Source organism: Hydrogenophaga taeniospiralis (assembly GCF_020510445.1).
Lineage (GTDB): Bacteria > Pseudomonadota > Gammaproteobacteria > Burkholderiales > Burkholderiaceae_C > Hydrogenophaga.
This window is the reverse complement of record NZ_JAHBAG010000001.1, coordinates 4,746,256-4,763,717: the sequence shown is the minus strand read 5'-3', so window position 1 is coordinate 4,763,717 and position 17,462 is coordinate 4,746,256. Positions and strand designations below refer to the sequence as shown.

General features: G+C 68.1%; 11 protein-coding genes. 6 read left to right on the top strand and 5 right to left on the bottom strand.

Translation table 11 applies throughout. The features are described from left to right. Nucleotides 1-29 precede the first annotated feature (29 nt). The 4 genes from KIH07_RS22810 to metG all read right to left on the bottom strand — a co-directional run bounded on the left by KIH07_RS22810 (nucleotide 30) and on the right by metG (nucleotide 6,028). Complete coding sequence (locus tag KIH07_RS22810; protein ID WP_226494140.1) at nucleotides 30-638, bottom strand: hypothetical protein; 609 nt, start codon at nucleotides 636-638, stop codon at nucleotides 30-32. Continuing rightward, entirely contained in the window at nucleotides 635-1,564 is a 930-nt protein-coding gene (locus KIH07_RS22805; protein WP_226494139.1) for a respiratory chain complex I subunit 1 family protein, read from the bottom strand. Before KIH07_RS22805 ends, KIH07_RS22810 begins: the two co-directional genes overlap by 4 nt. Further along, nucleotides 1,561-3,567 (bottom strand): proton-conducting transporter membrane subunit, encoded by a 2,007-nt coding sequence (locus KIH07_RS22800; protein WP_226494138.1) that lies wholly within the window; start codon nucleotides 3,565-3,567, stop codon nucleotides 1,561-1,563. Before KIH07_RS22800 ends, KIH07_RS22805 begins: the two co-directional genes overlap by 4 nt. A 406-nt stretch (nucleotides 3,568-3,973) precedes the next feature. Then, on the bottom strand, nucleotides 3,974-6,028 hold the full coding sequence (metG, locus tag KIH07_RS22795) for a methionine--tRNA ligase (protein WP_226494137.1): 2,055 nt from the start codon (nucleotides 6,026-6,028) through the stop codon (nucleotides 3,974-3,976). A 202-nt stretch (nucleotides 6,029-6,230) separates the two neighbouring features. On the opposite strand from metG, the gene apbC reads away from it, so the two are divergent. The 6 genes from apbC to KIH07_RS22765 all read left to right on the top strand — a co-directional run bounded on the left by apbC (nucleotide 6,231) and on the right by KIH07_RS22765 (nucleotide 16,299). Continuing rightward, on the top strand, nucleotides 6,231-7,322 hold the full coding sequence (gene apbC / locus KIH07_RS22790) for an iron-sulfur cluster carrier protein ApbC (RefSeq protein WP_226494136.1): 1,092 nt from the start codon (nucleotides 6,231-6,233) through the stop codon (nucleotides 7,320-7,322). 252 nt (nucleotides 7,323-7,574) lie between these two features. Then, on the top strand, nucleotides 7,575-9,527 hold the full coding sequence (locus KIH07_RS22785; protein WP_226494135.1) for a TonB-dependent receptor plug domain-containing protein: 1,953 nt from the start codon (nucleotides 7,575-7,577) through the stop codon (nucleotides 9,525-9,527). After that, on the top strand, nucleotides 9,527-10,096 hold the full coding sequence (locus KIH07_RS22780; RefSeq protein WP_226494134.1) for a YfiR family protein: 570 nt from the start codon (nucleotides 9,527-9,529) through the stop codon (nucleotides 10,094-10,096). Before KIH07_RS22785 ends, KIH07_RS22780 begins: the two co-directional genes overlap by 1 nt. Next, the gene (locus KIH07_RS22775; protein ID WP_226494133.1) at nucleotides 10,093-12,354 is read left to right on the top strand and encodes an ATP-binding protein; all 2,262 of its coding nucleotides are present in this window, start codon (nucleotides 10,093-10,095) and stop codon (nucleotides 12,352-12,354) included. The genes KIH07_RS22780 and KIH07_RS22775 overlap by 4 nt, the downstream gene beginning before the upstream one ends. Continuing rightward, the gene (locus tag KIH07_RS22770; protein WP_226494132.1) at nucleotides 12,351-12,737 is read left to right on the top strand and encodes a response regulator; all 387 of its coding nucleotides are present in this window, start codon (nucleotides 12,351-12,353) and stop codon (nucleotides 12,735-12,737) included. Before KIH07_RS22775 ends, KIH07_RS22770 begins: the two co-directional genes overlap by 4 nt. Beyond that, the gene (locus KIH07_RS22765; protein ID WP_226494131.1) at nucleotides 12,730-16,299 is read left to right on the top strand and encodes a response regulator; all 3,570 of its coding nucleotides are present in this window, start codon (nucleotides 12,730-12,732) and stop codon (nucleotides 16,297-16,299) included. The genes KIH07_RS22770 and KIH07_RS22765 overlap by 8 nt, the downstream gene beginning before the upstream one ends. Here the strand turns inward: KIH07_RS22765 and KIH07_RS22760 are convergent. Next, complete coding sequence (locus tag KIH07_RS22760) at nucleotides 16,293-17,423, bottom strand: ABC transporter substrate-binding protein (RefSeq protein ID WP_226494130.1); 1,131 nt, start codon at nucleotides 17,421-17,423, stop codon at nucleotides 16,293-16,295. The genes KIH07_RS22765 and KIH07_RS22760 overlap by 7 nt on opposite strands. Nucleotides 17,424-17,462 lie beyond the last annotated feature (39 nt).

The following is a 17,462-nucleotide window of genomic DNA, read 5'->3' as shown; positions in this document are numbered from 1 at the left end:
GCTGGCTTGGGAACGGCTTGGTGCAGTGTTCATGCAATCTCCTTGTCCGTCGCGGGCGGCGCCGTGGTGCTGGCCTGGCCGCGCACCAGCCAGCTGCCCACCGCCACCGTGAGCACATACAGGCCGCTGACGGCCAGGTGCACCGTCAGGGGCCAGGGTTCGGCCATCAGCGACTCGAACAGCGCCATGGCGTTTTCCATGAACAGCAGGGCCACCAGCTGCGCGGCCGGTTCGCGGTTGGTGCCCAGTACCAGAAAGGCCATCATGGCGGTGGCGGCCGCTGTGCCCAGCGTCATGGCGCGCAGATCGACCCGCGCGCCGTCGCCGAACTTGAACGCCAGGATGACCAGGGTGATGCCCACGCCCCAGGTGAAGAGGTTGGATGGCATGACGTCGCTTTGTGCGGCCCGCGGGTCCGTCAAGGCGCGGCGCAGCAGGGTCGGTACCAGCCAGGCGCGCACCAGCAGGATCTCCAGGCCCACGGCCAGCGTGTGGGCCGACAGCTCGTGGTGCTGGGTCAGGGTGATCCAGCCCAGCGCCAGGGCCTGCAGGCTCAGCCACAGGGGGGCCGCGCCCACTTTGCCAAAGAAGACCGGAACCACGGTCGCCACCAGACACAGCATCAGCGGCAGGTTCATGGCTGAAGCCCTCCCAGGCCCACGGCCAGCATGCTCAGCAGCGCCGCGCCCGAGGCCAGCAGGGCGTAGCGCGGCACCGCGCGCATCGGCAGGCGGGCCATCAGCGATTCAAAACACCCCACCACCACCGCCACCGCCAGCATCAGCAGCACGGCCACCGCGATCGCCAGCGCGGGCTCCGTCAGCGGGTTGAAGGGGTTGAGCAGGGCGGCGATCAGGCCGGCGTACAGCGTCATCTTGAGCGCCGCGGCGTACTGCATGGCGGCCAGGTCGGGGCCGCTGTGGTCCAGCACCATCACCTCGTGGATCATGGTCAGCTCCAGGTGGGTCAGTGGGTCGTCCACCGGCACCCGGGCCGCCTCCAGCTGCAGCAGGATCAGCAACGCCACCACCAGGGGCAGGACCATCCACAGGTAGTGTGGGGTGGTATGCAGGTGGCCCATCAGGTCGGCGAAGCTGCTCATGCCGGTGGCCGCGCCGACGCTGCCGATCAGCAGGAACAGCGCGGGCTCGGCCAGCGTCGAGAACGAGGCCTCGCGCGCCGCCCCCATGCCTTCGAAGGAACTGCCCACGTCCATGGCCGACACCATCAGGGCGATGCGCGCCAGCCCCAGCGTATAGGCCAGCGCCACGAAGTCGTGGGAAAACTGCAGCGGCGCGAACGATCCGAGCAAGGGCACCATGCTCATGGCCAGCAGGCTGCACACCAGCACCACATAGGGCCCGACCCGGAACAGCGGGCTGGCCACGGTACTGACCACCGGGCGCTTGCCCAGCAACCGCCGCAGGTCGTGGGCGGACTGCAGCAGGCGCGGTCCCTTGCGGCCCGCCCACCACGACTTGGTGCGGTTGACCACGCCCACCAGCGCTATCGGCAGTGTCAGCGCCAGCACGGCGTGGACCAGTGTCAGGTGGGTTGGATTCATGGCAAGGCTCCATCGGCCAGCACCACCAGCGAGGCGATGACCAGCAGCGCGACCAGCGCGGCCGCGAACGCCAGCCGCGGGTCGTCTTCGTGCATCAGGCGGGACATCTCGGACGCCGACTCGTCGCCGTGGCCGATCACGTTGTAGAGGCGGTGCTCCACCGCGTCCACGCAGTTGGTGATGACATAGCTGTCGGTGGGAAAGTAGGTATCGGGGGGCTTCTGCCGCTTGAGCAGCAGCATGACGCTGTGGAACGGCTGGGCAAAGTCGGTCGAAAAAGCGCTGCCGGTGTATTGCATGCGGGTGTTGGGCGCCCTGTAGCCGCAGCCCCAGGTGCTGCCCAGGCGCGGGCCAGGGCGCAGCAGCAGCCAGCGCAGGGCCAGCACCAGCAGGATCGCGCCGAGCAGGGCCACGGAGACCAGGCCTACCCGGTCAAGCGTGTGCGCCACATCCCGCAGCGCCTGTTCGGCCTCGGCTGTGGGCAGGGCGTTCAGGAACAGGGCCGTGGGCGCGGCCACCATGGCAAAACCCCAGGCCGGCACCAGCCCGAGCAACACCGTGCCGACCGCGTGCAGGCCCATGGGCGCGAGCATCCAGGCGCTGGGCTCGTGCGCCGGGGGCAGGCTGTCGTCGCGCGCCTGGCCCAGGAAGGTGACGCCGAACGCACGCGTGATGCTCAGCGCGGAGACGGCGCCCACGAAGGCCAGCGCGGCGGCCACCAGCGCCAGGGCCAGCTTGGCCCACAGCGACACGTCGGTGTGGGTGAACAGGCCCGAGTAGATGGCGAACTCGCTGACGAATCCGTTGAACGGGGGCAACGCCGAGATGGCGATGCCGCCCACCAGGAAACACAGCGCGGTGATCGGCATCAGGCGAAACAGACCCCCGAGCCGCTCGATGTCCACCACGTGCTTGATCTGGTAGACGCAGCCCGCGGCGTAGAACAGCTGGCACTTGAAGAACGCATGGTTGAGCACATGCAGCAGGCCGCCGCCAAAACCCAGCGCCACCAGCATCGGCTGGTCCCAGCTCAGCCCGAGGCAACCCAGGCCGAAGCCAATGCCGGCAATGCCCACGTTTTCGGTGGACGAATAGCCCAGCAGGCGCTTGAGGTCCCGTTGCCCCACGGTGTACAGCCCGCCGATGACGGCCGAGGTGGCGGAGAAGGCGATCAGGAACCAGCCCATCCACTCATCGGGTTTGCCCGAGATCATCAGAAAGTGCACCAGCGCGTACAGGCCGGCTTTGTGGATCACACCGGACATCAGCGCGGACACATGGGCGGGCGCCGCCGCGTGTGCGCGCGGCAGCCAGGAGTGGAACGGGAAAAAGGCCGACTTCAGGCCGAAGCTGATGACGAGCAGGACGAACACCAGGTTGCGCACGGCGCCAGGGTTCTCGCTCATCCAGCGACCGTAGTCGTCGAGAAACCAGGAGTGGGTGTGGGTGTAGAGGATCATCACCGCGGCCACCAGGAAGATCAGCCCGATGTGGGTGGAGACCAGGTAATTGAAGCCGGCGAAGCGCACCTTCTGGTTGCCGTGGTCCCAGATCACCAGCAACCAGGCCGACAGCGCGGCGATCTCCCAGCCCATCAGGAACGTGACCGCGTGTTCGCCCGTGTAGACCAGGATGAACGAGAGCGAAATCATGTTCAGCAGGCCGAAGTGCACCCCCATGTGGCGCGGGCTGTCGACATACTGGCGCAGGTAGCCGACGGCGTAGACGCTGCCCAGCAGCGTCATGGGCAGGGACCAGCTGAGAAAGAAGGCGCCCAGCGCGTTGAGCCGGAAGTGCAGGGAGCCCAGCGGGTAGCTCCAGGGCATCTCCGTGGTGATCGGGGGGCCGCCCAGCAGAATCGGTACCACCGTCATCAGCACCAGCACGGTGGCGATCAGCTGCGACCCCAGGCCCAGGCCCGCGCGCAGCCGATTGCTCGCGGGCAGCAGACACAGCGCACCCCCCAGCATCAGTGTCAGTACCGCTGCGATCAGGTGGTTCATGACGGGACCTTTGGTCGTTGAACAGGAAAGGAGAGGGGGCCGAACGGTTCAGATACGCCACATGCCCGGGCAGCGTACCAGGGGTTGGGGCCGGCAAACGGCAGGATGTCGGACCCTTGGTTGCCGGCAACTGCCGGGCCGAGGAGCCGTCCACCCGTGTTCGCTGCGGACAGCAACCCGGTGTTGTCGCGCTGCGTCGAGCGCAGCACCGTAGGAGGCAGGGGGAGTTCGGGCCGCGGGCCGTGGAGGGGCGACGGCGTCCTTCAGCGACCCGTGGGTGGGCCGCAGTGGTGCAGGCGCATGCCGAACCGCTTGCGGCGCGAAGGCGCGCCGTGGGTGGGCTTGATGCTGTGCGGTCTGTGCATGCGCGAGCTGGGTGGGATGGGTGTGTTCTGGCGCGGAGGGCTCAGCGCACCCGCATGCCCGGCGTGGCGCCCGGCCAGGGGTTGAGGATATGGATACCGGGTTCGGCGTTTTCGTCGGCGTGGCTGGCGGCCAGCACCATGCCTTCGCTGACGCCGAACTTCATCTTGCGCGGCGCCAGGTTGGCCACCATCACGGTGAGCTTGCCCACCAGGTCTTCGGGGCGGTAGGCGCTGGCGATGCCGCTGAAGACGTTGCGCGTCTTGCCCTCGCCCACGTCGAGCGTGAGGCGCAGCAGTTTGGTGGAGCCTTCCACCGCTTCGCAGTTCACGATCTGCGCGATGCGCAGGTCGATTTTGGCGAAGTCGTCGATGGAGATGGTGTCGGCGATCGGTTCACCGCCGGGCACCACGGCCGGGGCGGCCGGTGCGGGCGGCGGTTCAAAGAGTGCGTCGAGCTGCTTCACGTCCACGCGCTGCATCAGGTGCTGGTAGATACCGATGGCATGGCCCGCGCCCAGCAGGCGCCGTGCGTCGCCGAAGCCCAGGGGCGTGGTGTTCAGGAAGGCCTCCACGTTGGCGGCCAGCGCCGGCAGCACCGGCTTGAGGTAGAGCGTGAGCAGGCGGAAGGCTTCGATGCAGGTGGTGCAGACATCGTGCAACCGGCCTTCCATGCCTTCCTTCTTGGCCAGTTCCCAGGGCTTGTTCTGGTCCACGTAGGCGTTGACCCGGTCGGCCAGCAGCATGATCTCGCGCAGCGCCTTGCCGTATTCGCGCTCGGCGTAGAGCTCGGTGATGGACGGAGCCGCGGTCTGCAGGTGGTCGAGCAGGCTGTCGCCGTCGGCCGAGACCACGCCGAGCTGGCCGCCGAAGCGTTTGGCGATGAAGCCGGCCGCCCGCGAGGCGATGTTGATGTATTTGCCGATCAGGTCGCTGTTGACCCGGGCCATGAAGTCTTCGGGATTGAAGTCCACGTCTTCGTTCTTGCCGCTGAGCTTGGCCGCGAGGTAGTAGCGCAGCCACTCGGGGTTCATGCCGAGTTCCAGGTATTTGAGCGGGTTCAGGCCAGTGCCCCGGCTCTTGCTCATCTTTTCGCCGTTGTTGATGGTGAGGAAGCCGTGCACGAACACCGCGTTGGGCACCTTGCGGCCGCTGAACTTGAGCATCGCCGGCCAGAACAGGGTGTGGAAGGTGATGATGTCCTTGCCGATGAAGTGGTACTGCTCGGTGGACGGGTCGGCCATGAAGGCGTCGTAATCGCGGCCGGTCTTGCCGAAGTAGTTCTTCAGCGAGGCCAGGTAGCCGATCGGCGCGTCCAGCCAGACGTAGAAGTATTTGCCCGGCGCGTCCGGGATTTCGATGCCGAAGTAGGGCGCGTCGCGGCTGATGTCCCAGTCGCCCATCTTGGGCTTGCCGTCTTCGCCGGGCTCGATCCACTCGGCGATCTTGTTCAACACCTCGGGTTGCACCGCACCGCTCTGCGTCCACTGGTCCAGGAAGGCCAGGCAACGCGGGTCGGACAGCTTGAAGAAGAAGTGTTCCGAGTTCTTCAGCACCGGTGTGGCGCCGGACAGGGCCGAATACGGGTTCTTGAGTTCGGTGGGCGCGTAGACGGCACCGCAGTTTTCGCAGTTGTCGCCGTACTGGTCCTTGGTGCCGCATTTCGGGCACTCGCCCTTGATGAAGCGGTCGGGCAGGAACATGTTTTTCTCGGGGTCGAAAAACTGTTCGATGGTGCGGGTGTCGATCAGGCCGTTGGCCTTGAGGGCGCGGTAGATGTCCTGGGCCAGTGCGTGGTTCTCGGGCGCGTCGGTGCTGTGCCAGTTGTCGAAACCGATGTGGAAACCGTCCAGGTAGGGTTTGCGGCCGGCGGCGATGTCGGCCACGAACTGCTGCGGCGTCTTGCCCGCCTTGTCGGCCGCGATCATGATGGGCGCGCCGTGCGCGTCGTCGGCGCAGACGAAATGCACCTCGTGGCCCTGCATGCGCTGGTACCGCACCCAGATGTCCGCCTGGATGTATTCCATGATATGGCCGATGTGGAAATGGCCGTTGGCGTAGGGCAGGGCGGTGGTGACGAACAGGCGTCGCTGGCTCATGGGAGGTACTTTCTGTCGGGGAACCCGTGATTTTAGGCCGCCTGCCCGCCGCCCCGGGTTGCTGGGCGCCACACGCGGCGCGAAGGGCGCTGGCGCAAGCCCTCATGGCCCCTGGGTGTATCGGCCCCGGTCGGGTGGGCGGGTAGACTTGCCGGCACGCATCCGCACCCCACAAAACCGTTCCTCACAGGAGATTTTTCGAATGGCTGTTGACCAACAAGCGCTGCTGGCGGCCCTGCAGGCCGTGACCGACCCGAACACCGGCAAGGACTTCGTGTCCACCAAGGCGCTGAAGAATCTGAATGAGCAGTACGGCGACGTTTCGTTCGACGTCGAGCTGGCCTACCCGGCCAGGAGCCAGATGCCGGCGCTGCGCCGTGCGCTGATCGTCGCGGCCAAGGAAGTGCCCGGCGTGGAGAACGTTTCGGTCAACATGGGCATGAAGATCACCGCGCACGCCGTGCAGCGCGGGGTGCAGCTGCTGCCCAATGTGAAGAACATCATCGCCGTGGCCTCGGGCAAAGGCGGCGTGGGCAAGAGCACCACCGCGGTGAACCTGGCGCTGGCGCTGGCCGCCGAAGGCGCGCAGGTCGGCATCCTGGACGCCGACATCTACGGTCCGAGCCAGCCCATGATGATGGGGCTGGAAGGCCGGCCCGAGAGCGTTGATGGCCAGACCATGGAGCCGCTGGAGAACTACGGCGTGCAGGTGATCTCGATCGGCTTCCTGATCGACCGTGACGAGGCCATGATCTGGCGCGGCCCCATGGCCACCCAGGCGCTGGAGCAGCTGCTGCGCCAGACCAACTGGAAAGAACTGGACTACCTCATCGTCGACATGCCACCCGGCACCGGCGACATCCAGCTCACCCTCTCCCAGCGCGTGCCGCTCACCGGCGCGGTGATCGTCACCACCCCGCAGGACATCGCTCTGCTGGACGCGCGCAAGGGCATCAAGATGTTCGAGAAGGTGGGGGTGCCCATCCTGGGTATCGTGGAAAACATGGCGGTGTACTGCTGCCCCGCCTGCGGTCACGTCGAGCACATCTTTGGCGCCGACGGTGGCAAGAACATGGCCGCCGAGTACGGCATGGACTACCTGGGCGCCCTGCCGCTGAACATGTCGATCCGCGTGCAGGCCGACAGCGGAAAACCCACGGTGGTGGCGGAGCCCGATGGCGAGATCGCCACGCTCTACAAGACGGTGGCGCGCCAGGTGGCGATCAAGATCGCGGCCAAGGCCAAGGACTTTTCCTCGAAGTTCCCGAGCATCAAGATTTCCAAGGACACCTGAGCGGCAGAGCGCGGGCAAGGGCCGCCGCCCCGGGGGGGCTCGCAGCGTTGCAAAGCCGCAGCACATGGGCGGTTGAACGGCGGGTATTTGGCGCCGCGTGTGAGCAATGTCACACGCCTGGGCCGTCAACTCAAGAAAATCGGATGGCGTCCGATAATCTGAGAAATCGATTGCACCAGCACTTCCAACACTGCGGTTGTCCGCTTCCCAGCCATGCACCCCGTTTCTGCACCACCCACCGGCGGCCTGTTGATGACCCGGCGATCCGGCGGATGGGCGCCCAGCGCCATGCCCTCCCGGCTGCTGGCCTTGGCCCTGGTCCTGGCGGCGACCTTTCCGGCCCGGGCCGCCACCGACATGGCGGCACTGAGCCTGGAGCAACTGATGGAGATCACCGTGGTCGGTGCCTCCAAGTACCAGCAAAAACAGAGCGAGGTGGCGGCCGCGGTCAGCGTCATCACCCGCGAGGACATCCGGACCTTTGGCTGGCGCACCCTGGCCGAGGCCCTGACCAGCCTGCCCGGCGTGCACAGCACCTACGACCGGCAGTACACCTATCTGGGCACCCGGGGGCTGAGCCAGCCGGGTGACCTCAACGTGCGGGTGCTCGTCACCATCAACGGCAACCGCGTCAACGAGGCCACGTACGACAGCGCCACCCTGGGGCACGAGTTTCCGCTGGATCTGGACCTGATCGAACGCATTGAGTACGTCCCGGGCCCGGGCGGCGCGGTGTATGGCCAGAACGCCCTCTTTGGCGTGGTCAATGTGGTCACGCGCGACGGCGCGGGCATCGACGGGGCGGAGCTGGCGGCGGCGGTGCAAGACCCGCAGCGCCTGCGGCAGGGCCGGGTCAGTGTGGGGCGGCGGCTCGACAGTGGACTGGATTTTCTGGTGTCCGCTTCCGGCCTGCGCGCCCGGGGAGAAAACCGCTTCTACGACTATGGCGAAGGCATTGCGGGCGTGGCCACCGACATGGACGGTGAACGCGACGAGGCGTTCTTCACGCGCATGGCCAAGGGTCCCTGGTCGTTCGAGCTGATCCACAGCGACCGCCGCAAAGACGACCCCACGGCCGCGGGTGGCAGCCGGCCGCTGGAGCCGAACCAGTTCATCCGGGACCGCTACCTGCTCACACAAGTGCAGTACCAGGGCCCGCTGGCGGATGCCTCACTGCAGCTGCTCGCGCGGTTGTTCCTGGAAGAGTACCGGTTCGACAGCGATGCCAAGTACGACGACTGGTGGTATTCCTACGCAGGCGCGAGTTCCTCCCGCGGTGGTGAGTTGCGCCTGTTGTCCACCGCACGGCCGGCGCACAAGCTGATGGTGGGGCTGGAGCTGCAGGACAACCCGCGCCAGGAGCTGGACAAGGAATACCCGAACTCGGGTTGGCGTGCGGGGGTGTACGCCCAGGACGAATGGCGCCTGTCGGAGACGCTGGTGGCGACCCTGGGACTGCGCACCGATCGCAACAGCGTCAACGGAACCCGGTCGAGCCCACGGGCGGCGCTGATCTGGCAGGCCGCGCCGGCTTCCGCGCTCAAGCTGATGGCCGGTCGGGCTCACCGGGCGCCCAACACGTCGGAACGCGACTGGGACTTCCGTGCAGGCGAGTCCCCGACGCTGCTGCCCGCCGTCGACAGCGAAGTCATCGATACCCGGGAGCTCGTGGTGGACCACCGCGTGGCGCCCGATCTGAGCGTTCGTGGGGCGCTGTACCAGTGGTCGTTGAAGGATCTGATCGTCTGGGACGATGAGGCGTGGCGGTTCGCTTCCGGGCTGCGCGTGAAGGCCACCGGGCTGGAACTCTCGGCCGACAGGACCTGGGGCTGGGGCGGGCGGTTGCGGGCCAGCCTCTCGCGCCAGCAGGCGCGGTTCGCCCGTGGCGAAGGCCTGGCCAATTCCCCGCACTGGCTCGGCAAGCTGCATTTTTCAGCCCCATTGCCCGCAGCCGGGCTGCGCCTGGGCTACGAGTGGCAGCTGGAAAGCGCCCGGCGTGCCGCCAGCGGTGCGCGCCTGCCGGGACAGGGCCTGTCCAACCTGCACCTCACGGCCGACCGTTGGGCGCCGGGATTGTCGGTTTCCCTGGGCATCTACAACCTGTTCGACAAGGCCTACCGGCAACCGATCTCGGCCAGCGGCTGGATCACGGAGTTGCCACAGGATGGCCGTAGCGTCCGTCTCAAGATGGAGCTGCGCTTTTGATGGACAGTGCCCCATGGACGCGTCCCGTGGTGGCCGCATGCACGCGCGGCGCCCGGCGGATGCTGTGCGCGCTGCTGCTCCTGGGGGCTGCCGCCGGGGGCCTGGCGCAGCCGGCCAGCGAGCACGCGGTCAAGGCGGGCTTCGTCTTCAACTTCATCAAGTTCACGCAGTGGCCTGCGGGTGACGAGGCCGTCAGCGCGCCGCTCAGGCTGTGCAGCACGGGGGCCGAGGCGCTGCAGGGCCAGCTCGCGCAGCTGCAGGGGCGGGCGATGGGTGGCCGGGCGCTGGAGGTCGTGCCCGGCGCCGTTGCGGCCAAGGTCCGGCAGTGCGACGTGCTGTTCATCGGCGAGGGCGACGCGGACCGCCTGGACGCGCTGCTGCGCGGCCTGGGCAATGCGCCGGTGCTCACCGTGGGCGACCTGCCCGGGTTCGTGCAGGCCGGGGGCATGATCGGCCTGCGGATCGAGGCCAACCGGGTGCGCTTCGATGTCAATCTGGCGGCGGCCCAGCGCTCCGGCCTGGTGCTCAACAGCCAGATGCTCAAACTCGCGGGCAAGGTGTTGCAATGATGACGTGGCGCGACCTCTCCATCGTGCGCAAGCTGGGCTTGCTGCTGGCGTTCAACACCCTGGTCGCCGTGCTGGCGATTGCCCTGGTGTTCACCATCGGCAGCGCCTACTCGCGCTACCACGACACCCAGGCGCAACTGCTCGCGCTGGCCGCGGTGGTGGGTGAAAACAGCCGGGCCGCGCTCGCTTTCGACGATCCCGAGAGCGCGCGGCTGACCTTGTCGGCGCTGTCGGCCAAGAAAGAAATCGACACCGTGCGCCTGCTCGACGCGCAAGGCGCGCTGTTCGCGCAGGTCCAGTTCCCCCGGCCGGACCACGGCGGGGGCCTGCTTGAACGCCTGGTGCTGGCCGTGCTGCCCGCCACGCTGGCGGTCCATCAGGTGATGACCGATGGCGGGCAGACCGTGGGGCAGATCGAGCTTTCCGCGCATCTGCTGCCCATCTGGCTCGACATCCTGGCGGGGCAGGCGGCGATGGTGCTGCTGGGGGCCTTGCTCGCGGCGCTGGCGGTGTATTTCGGCATGCGCCTGCGCCGCATCGTCACCGCCCCGATCCTCGCGCTGGCCCAGGTCACCCACCGGGTGTCCCGCGAGCAGGACTATTCGATCCGCGCGACCAAGGCCCACAACGACGAAATTGGCACCCTGGTGGACCATTTCAACCACATGCTCGCCGAAATCCAGGCGCGCGACAACGCCTTGCGGCGCGAGCGCCTGTTCCTGGAGCAGCGCACGATGGACATGCAACTGGCCAGAGACGAAGCCGAGCGCGCCAGCCGGGTGAAGTCGGAGTTCATCAGCACCGTGAGCCACGAGCTGCGCACGCCCTTGACGGCCATCAGCGGGGCACTGGGTCTGATCGCTGGCGGGGCCGTGGGCCCGCTGCCGCCGCATGCCCAGGAGATGGTGGGCATCGCCAAGAAGAACAGCCAGCGGCTGTCCTACCTGATCAACGACCTGCTGGACATGGAAGGGCTCATGGCGGGCAAGCTGCACTTCGACATGCGCGCGCTGGAGCTGATGCCCTTGCTGGAGCAATCCCTGGCGGAGAACCTGGCCTACGGAGAACAGTACAAGGTGCGCTACGCGCTCAGCCAACGGGTCGATGGCCTGCGGGTCTGGGCGGACGCCCAGCGGCTGCAGCAGGTGTTGGCCAACCTGCTGTCCAATGCCGCGAAATTCTCGCCCGAGGGCTCACCGGTGGAGGTGGCCGTGCGGCGCCGCGGTGAGGTGGTGCGGGTGGAGGTGCGGGACCACGGCCCCGGCATCCCCGCCAGTTTCCAGGGCCGCATCTTCCAGAAGTTTTCGCAAGCCGACGCGTCGGACACACGGAAAAAGGGCGGCACCGGGCTGGGCCTGGCGATTTCCCGCGAATTGATTGAACGCATGGGCGGCAGCATCGGGTTTGAGTCGCAGGAGGGCCAGGGCACCTGTTTCTTCTTCGAGCTCCCGGTGTGGCGCGCGCAGCCGCCAGAGGCCGGGCCGGTGGCCCCGACGGCCGCACGGCCCGGCGCGCCGCGCATCCTGGTCGTGGAAGACGATCCCGATGTGGGCCGCCTGCTGAGCCAGATGCTCCGGCGTGCCGGGTACGCGGTGGATTCGGCCGCCAGCGGTGCCCAGGCGATGGGGCTGGCCCTGCAAAACCGTTATGCGGCCGTGACCCTGGACCTGCTGTTGCCCGATACCGATGGCCAGCAGATCATTCGCGAGCTGCGCGCGCGGCCGGCCACGGCGCGGCTGCCCATCATCGTGATCTCGGCCCGGATGCAGGAGGGCCAGCAGGCCATCGGCGCCGAATTCCCGGAGGTCGAATGGCTCGCCAAACCCCTGGACCAGTCCCGCCTGCTGGGCCTGCTCGAACAGCGGGTATCGGTGGCCAGGCCATCGACACCCCGGGTGCTGCACGTGGAAGACGACGCCGACACGCACCAGATGGTGCGCGCCATGGCGGGCGACCGCTTCGACCTCGAACACGCCACCAACCTGCGCGAGGCCCGCGCCCGGGTGGCGCTGGAGCGCTTCGATGCGGTGATTCTCGACCTCACCCTGCCGAACGAATCGGGCTGGAGCCTGTTGCCCGCGATCCATGAGCAGCAGCCCGGCGCGCGCGTGGTGGTGCTGACCGGGGGCGACGAAGTGCCGGGCGACGGGCAGTGGGTGGACGCGGTGCTGCGCAAATCCAGCGTCTCGCCGCGCCAGCTGCTCGATGCCATCACGCCCCCCGACACCCGCGGCGCGCGGGAAGGACACACGCCATGAGCACACTGCAACGCATTCTGTACGTCGAAGACGAACCCGACATCCAGGCCGTGGCCCGCATTGCTCTGGAGATGGTGGGTGGCTTCCAGGTGCTGGTGTGCTCGTCCGGCGAGCAGGCCGTGCGCGAGGCCCAGGCCTTTGCCCCCGACCTGGTGCTGCTCGACGTGATGATGCCGGGCATGGACGGCCCGGGCACCTTCAAGGCCCTGCGCGCGCTGCCTGCGCTGGCCCGCGTGCCGGTGATCTTCATGACCGCCAAGGTGCAACCGCAGGAAGTGCAGCACTACACGGCGCTGGGCGCGCTGGCCGTGATTCCCAAACCGTTTGACCCGATGACGCTGGCGGCGCAGGTGCGCAGCGTGTGGGGGGACCACCATGAGTGATGCAGGCACCCAGGACCGGCACGACGCGGCCGCCGCGGCGCTGGACGAATTGAACCGGCGATTCGCCGAGCAGCTGCCCACCCGACTGGGCAGCATCGAAACCCTGTTCAGGCGGCTCTCACCCCAGCGCTGGGACCTGGCCGAGGCCGAGGCACTGCACCGCGTGGTGCACAGCCTGACCGGGACGGCGGGCGTTTTTGGCATGCCGGCGTTGTCCGACGCGGCGCGTCAGGCGGAACAACCGCTGACCGCGCTGGTCCGTGGCCCGGGTGCGGGTGGCGCGCCCAGCGAGAGCGCTTGGCGGAACGTGGGCGAAGGGCTGCGGCGGCTGGTTGCCCTGGCCCGCACGCTGCTGGAGCAGGTGGCGCCAAGCGCCCCGCCGGTGGTGGAGCCCCTGCGCCCCGATGCCCGGCCCTGGATCTTTCTGGTCGAAACCGACACGGCACAGGCGGGCCGATTGCGCCAGGGCCTGTCGGATGCGGGCTACCGGGTCCGCGTGTTGACCGACGTGGCCGGCCTTCGCGAGGCCTTGGCGGCCGCCGGCGCGGTGCCTCCGGCGGCGGTGGTGCTGGACACGGCGTTCCCGGAAGCCGATCCGGTGGGCGCCGCGCTGGTCAAGGAGTTGGGCCTGGGCCTGCACGGCCGCATTCCCGTGGTGCTCGCGCTCGAGGACGACGAGCTGCCGGTGCGCCTGGCGGCCTCGCGCGCCGGCATCAGCCGCACGCTGACCCAGCCCCTGGAGGCCGGCCGGCTGGTGAACCTGCTGGACGCGCTCACCGGGCGCCAGCCGATGCAGCCCTACCGTGTGCTGCTGGTGGACGACGATCCCCTGCTGCTGCAGGCGCAAGCCAGTGTGTTGCGCGCGGCCGGCATGGAGGTGCATTCCCTGTCGCAGCCCTTGCAGACCCTGCACGAGCTCGACCGGTTCCAGCCCGACGTGTTGCTGCTCGACGTGTACATGCCCGAGGCCAGCGGGCCCGAGCTGGCCGCGGCGCTGCGCGAACGCGACGCCTATCTGCACCTGCCGGTGCTGTTTCTCTCGGCCGAGACCGACCCGACCCAGCAGCTGCTGGCGCTCAATCTGGGGGGCGACGACTTCCTCGTCAAGCCGGTGCGGCCCGACCACCTGGTGGCCGCGGTGAGCGCGCGCGCGCGGCGCGCGCGGCAGAACAGCGCCCTGCGCGAACGGCTGCAGACCACGCTCTACGAACGCGAGCGCGAACACCTGGCGCTGGACCAGCACGCCATCGTCAGCATCGCCGACCGCAGGGGAACGCTGATCTACGCCAACGACCTGTTCTGCCAGGTCAGCGGCTACAACCGCGAGGAACTGCTGGGGCAACATTGCCGCATCCTGCGCTCGCACCAGCAGCCCGGCGGCTTTGCGCGCGGCATCTGGCGCCAGGTCACCTCGGGGCGGGTGTGGCACGGCGAGATCTGCTGCCGGCGCAAGGGCGGAAGCCCCTACTGGGTGAAGACCACGATCACCCCGTTCCTGAACGCCGAGGGTGTTCCGTACCAGTACATCGTGATCCAGACCGACATCAGCCACATGAAGGCGGCCGAGGCGGTGCTGCGCGCCAGCGAGTCGCGCCTGAACTTCCTGGTGTCGTCCAGCCCGGTGGCGATCTACACCCGCGAGGCCACGGCGCCCTACGCGGCCGTGTACGTGAGTCCGAACGTGACGCAATTGATGGGCCTGCAGCCCGAGGACCTGATCGGCGACGGCCAACTGGGCGCGAGCCAGGTGCACCCCGATGACCGGGCGCGGGTCGCCGCCGAACTGCCCTGGGTGGTCGAGCAGGGCTCGCATCTCAGCGAATACCGCCTGCGCCGTGGCGACGGCAGCTACCGCTGGGTGCACGACCAGCGCCGGCTGGTGCGCGACGCCACGGGCAGGCCGATCGAGATCATCGGTTACTGGCTTGACATCACCGAGCGCAAGAACATCGAGCATGAGCTGTCGCTCCTGAACCAGGAGCTGGAGCAGCGCGTGGCCCGGCAGACCCAGACCGTGATCGAGAGCGAGCGTTTTGCCCGCGCCACGCTCGACGCCCTGAGCGCGCGCGTGGTGATCCTCGACGGGCGGGGCGTGGTCCTGGCCGCCAACCGCGCATGGACCGAGTTCGGCGACCCCGCGCTGGTCCGCGAGGGGGCGGACTACCTCGCCTCGTGCGACCACGCCTGCGGCACGCTGAACGGTGACAGCCGCCCCGTCGCCACCGGCATTCGCGCGGTCATCCGGGGCGAGCAGAAGGAGTTCCTGCATGAATACAGCGTGCGGCACGAGGCCGACCCGCACTGGTTCCTGTGCCGCGTGGAACGCTTTCCCGGCGAGGGCGAGGTGCGCGTGGTGGTCTCGCACGAGAACATCACGCAGATGAAGCTCATCGAGCGCCAGCACCTGCGCTCGCAGCGGCTCGAAAGCCTGGGCACGCTGGCCGGCGGTGTGGCGCACGACCTGAACAACGCCCTCGCGCCCGTGCTCATGGGCATGGGCATGCTGAAGGAACAGTACCCCGAGGAGGCCCGGCTGTTCGAGATGATCCAGGGCAGCGCCCAGCGCGGCGCCAACATGGTGCGCCAGTTGCTCACCTTCGCCAAGGGCGCGGAGGGGGACCGGGCCCCGCTGCCGCCCGAGCGCATGCTCCGGGAGCTGGAGAGCCTGATGAACGGCAGCTTCCCCAAGAACATTCATCTGGTGGTCGAGTGCGCGCCCGAGTTGCCGACGGTGTCGGCCGACGCCACGCAACTGCACCAGGTGCTGTTGAACCTGTGCGTCAACGCCCGCGATGCCATGCCCGAGGGCGGCACCCTCACCCTCACGGCCTCGCCCGTGGAGCTCGACGCCGCCTATGCCCGCTCCATCGTCGACGCGCGGCCTGGCCGCTATGTGGCCCTGCGCGTGCGCGACACGGGCGAGGGCATCCCCCCCGAATTGCTCGACCGGATCTTCGACCCCTTCTTCACCACCAAGAGCCCGGACAAGGGCACCGGACTGGGACTGTCCACCGTGCTCGGCATCGTCAAGAGCCATGCGGGCTTCGTGCAGGTCTATTCCCAGCCCGGCCAGGGCGCGACGTTCGCGGTCTATCTGCCGGCCGAAGACGTTCGTTCGGGTGAGGCCGCCGTTCCGGTGGCGACCAGCGAATTCCGCGGGCAGGGTGAAACGGTGCTGTTCGTCGATGACGAAGCCGCCGTGCGCGAGGTGGGGCGGGCGGTTCTGCAGCGTTTGAACTTCCAGGTGGTCACCGCCACCGATGGCGCCGACGGCCTGCTGCAGGTGGCGCAGCACGGGGCCGATCTGCGGGCCATCGTGACGGATCTGCACATGCCCGGCATGGACGGCCTGGCCTTCGTGCGCGCGCTGCGGCGCATGCTGCCCGAGATCGCGGTGGTGGTGGCCAGCGGTCGCATGGACGAGGCGATGGCGGACGAGTTCCGGCGCCTGGGGGTGATGAGGCGCCTGGACAAACCCTTCACCGAGGCCCAGTTGATCCGGGAACTGAAACTGCTGCTGGCGCCCGCGCCGGCCGGCGGCGCCGGGTCAGCGGGTCAGTAGCGCAGTTGCCCGTCGGCGTCGACGATGGCCAGCTCCACGTAGCTCGATCCGTTGTGGGAGTTGGGCGCGTAGCGCGCGGTGAAGCGGCCGAAAGCGATCTCGCCGGCGCCCTCCATGGTCCTGATGAAGGCGTCCGTGCTGAGCTCCCGGCCGGTGCGCTTGAGGCCCTCGACCAGCAGGCGCGCGTGCACGAAGCCCTCGAACTGCGACGCCGAGGGTGTGGCGTCGGGCGATTTTTCGCGCAGCAGCTTGAGGTATTCCGCCACCACCGGAACGGTGGTGTTGCGCAACGACGGCATGATCTGCGCAAGGATGGTGCCGCGCGCCTTCTCCTTGAGCTCGCGGTTGATCACGTCCAGGCTGGCGACCGAGAAACCGTAGAAGCCGGGCTTGACCGGGGTCAGCTGCACCGCCTTGATATAGCTCGTGAAGGTGCTGCCGGCGGTGCCCATGACCACCGCCTGGGGTTGCGCCTGGGCCGTGGCGGCGGCGGCCGCGGTGAAGTCGGGTTGCTTGGGGTCCACCTGGATTTCGGCCACGAAGGGGAGCTGTTCGGCCTCGGAGGCCTTCTTCAGCTCCGCCAGCAGGGCCTTGCCGAACCCGTCGTCCTGGTAGAACACGGCCACGCGGCCGATGCCGCTCTGCTTGAGCTGGGACAGGATGCGCCGGGCCTCCTGGCCGTAGCTGGCCCGCACGTGGAAGACCAGGGGGTTGAAGTTGTCGCGGAAGGCCGAAGCGCCCGTGACCGGGCCGAACAGGATGGTCCGTGACTCCTTGAGCAGCGGCAACACAGCCGCCGTCTGGGCGGTGCCCGTGTTGTTGAAGATCATGAAGACCTTGTGGTCCTTGAGCAGCTTCTGCGTGTTGTCGACCGCCCGTTTGGGGTCGAACCCGTCGTCCATCGTGACGTAGCTGATCTTGCGGCCGTGGATGCCGCCACTGGCGTTGACCGCATCGAACAGCAGGCGCGAGCCCTCGCCATACTGCACGGTCTGCGGGCCCAGCGGGCCCGAGAGCACGGCCGAGGCGCCGAGCCGGATTTCGGTGGGGGTGATGCCCGCGTCATTCGCGTGGGCACACGCTGCCAACAGCCAGCCACAGGCCAGCCATGCCGATCGAACCATGGTGTCTTCCTCTTGCTTGTTGTCTCCGGTCGGTCAGTA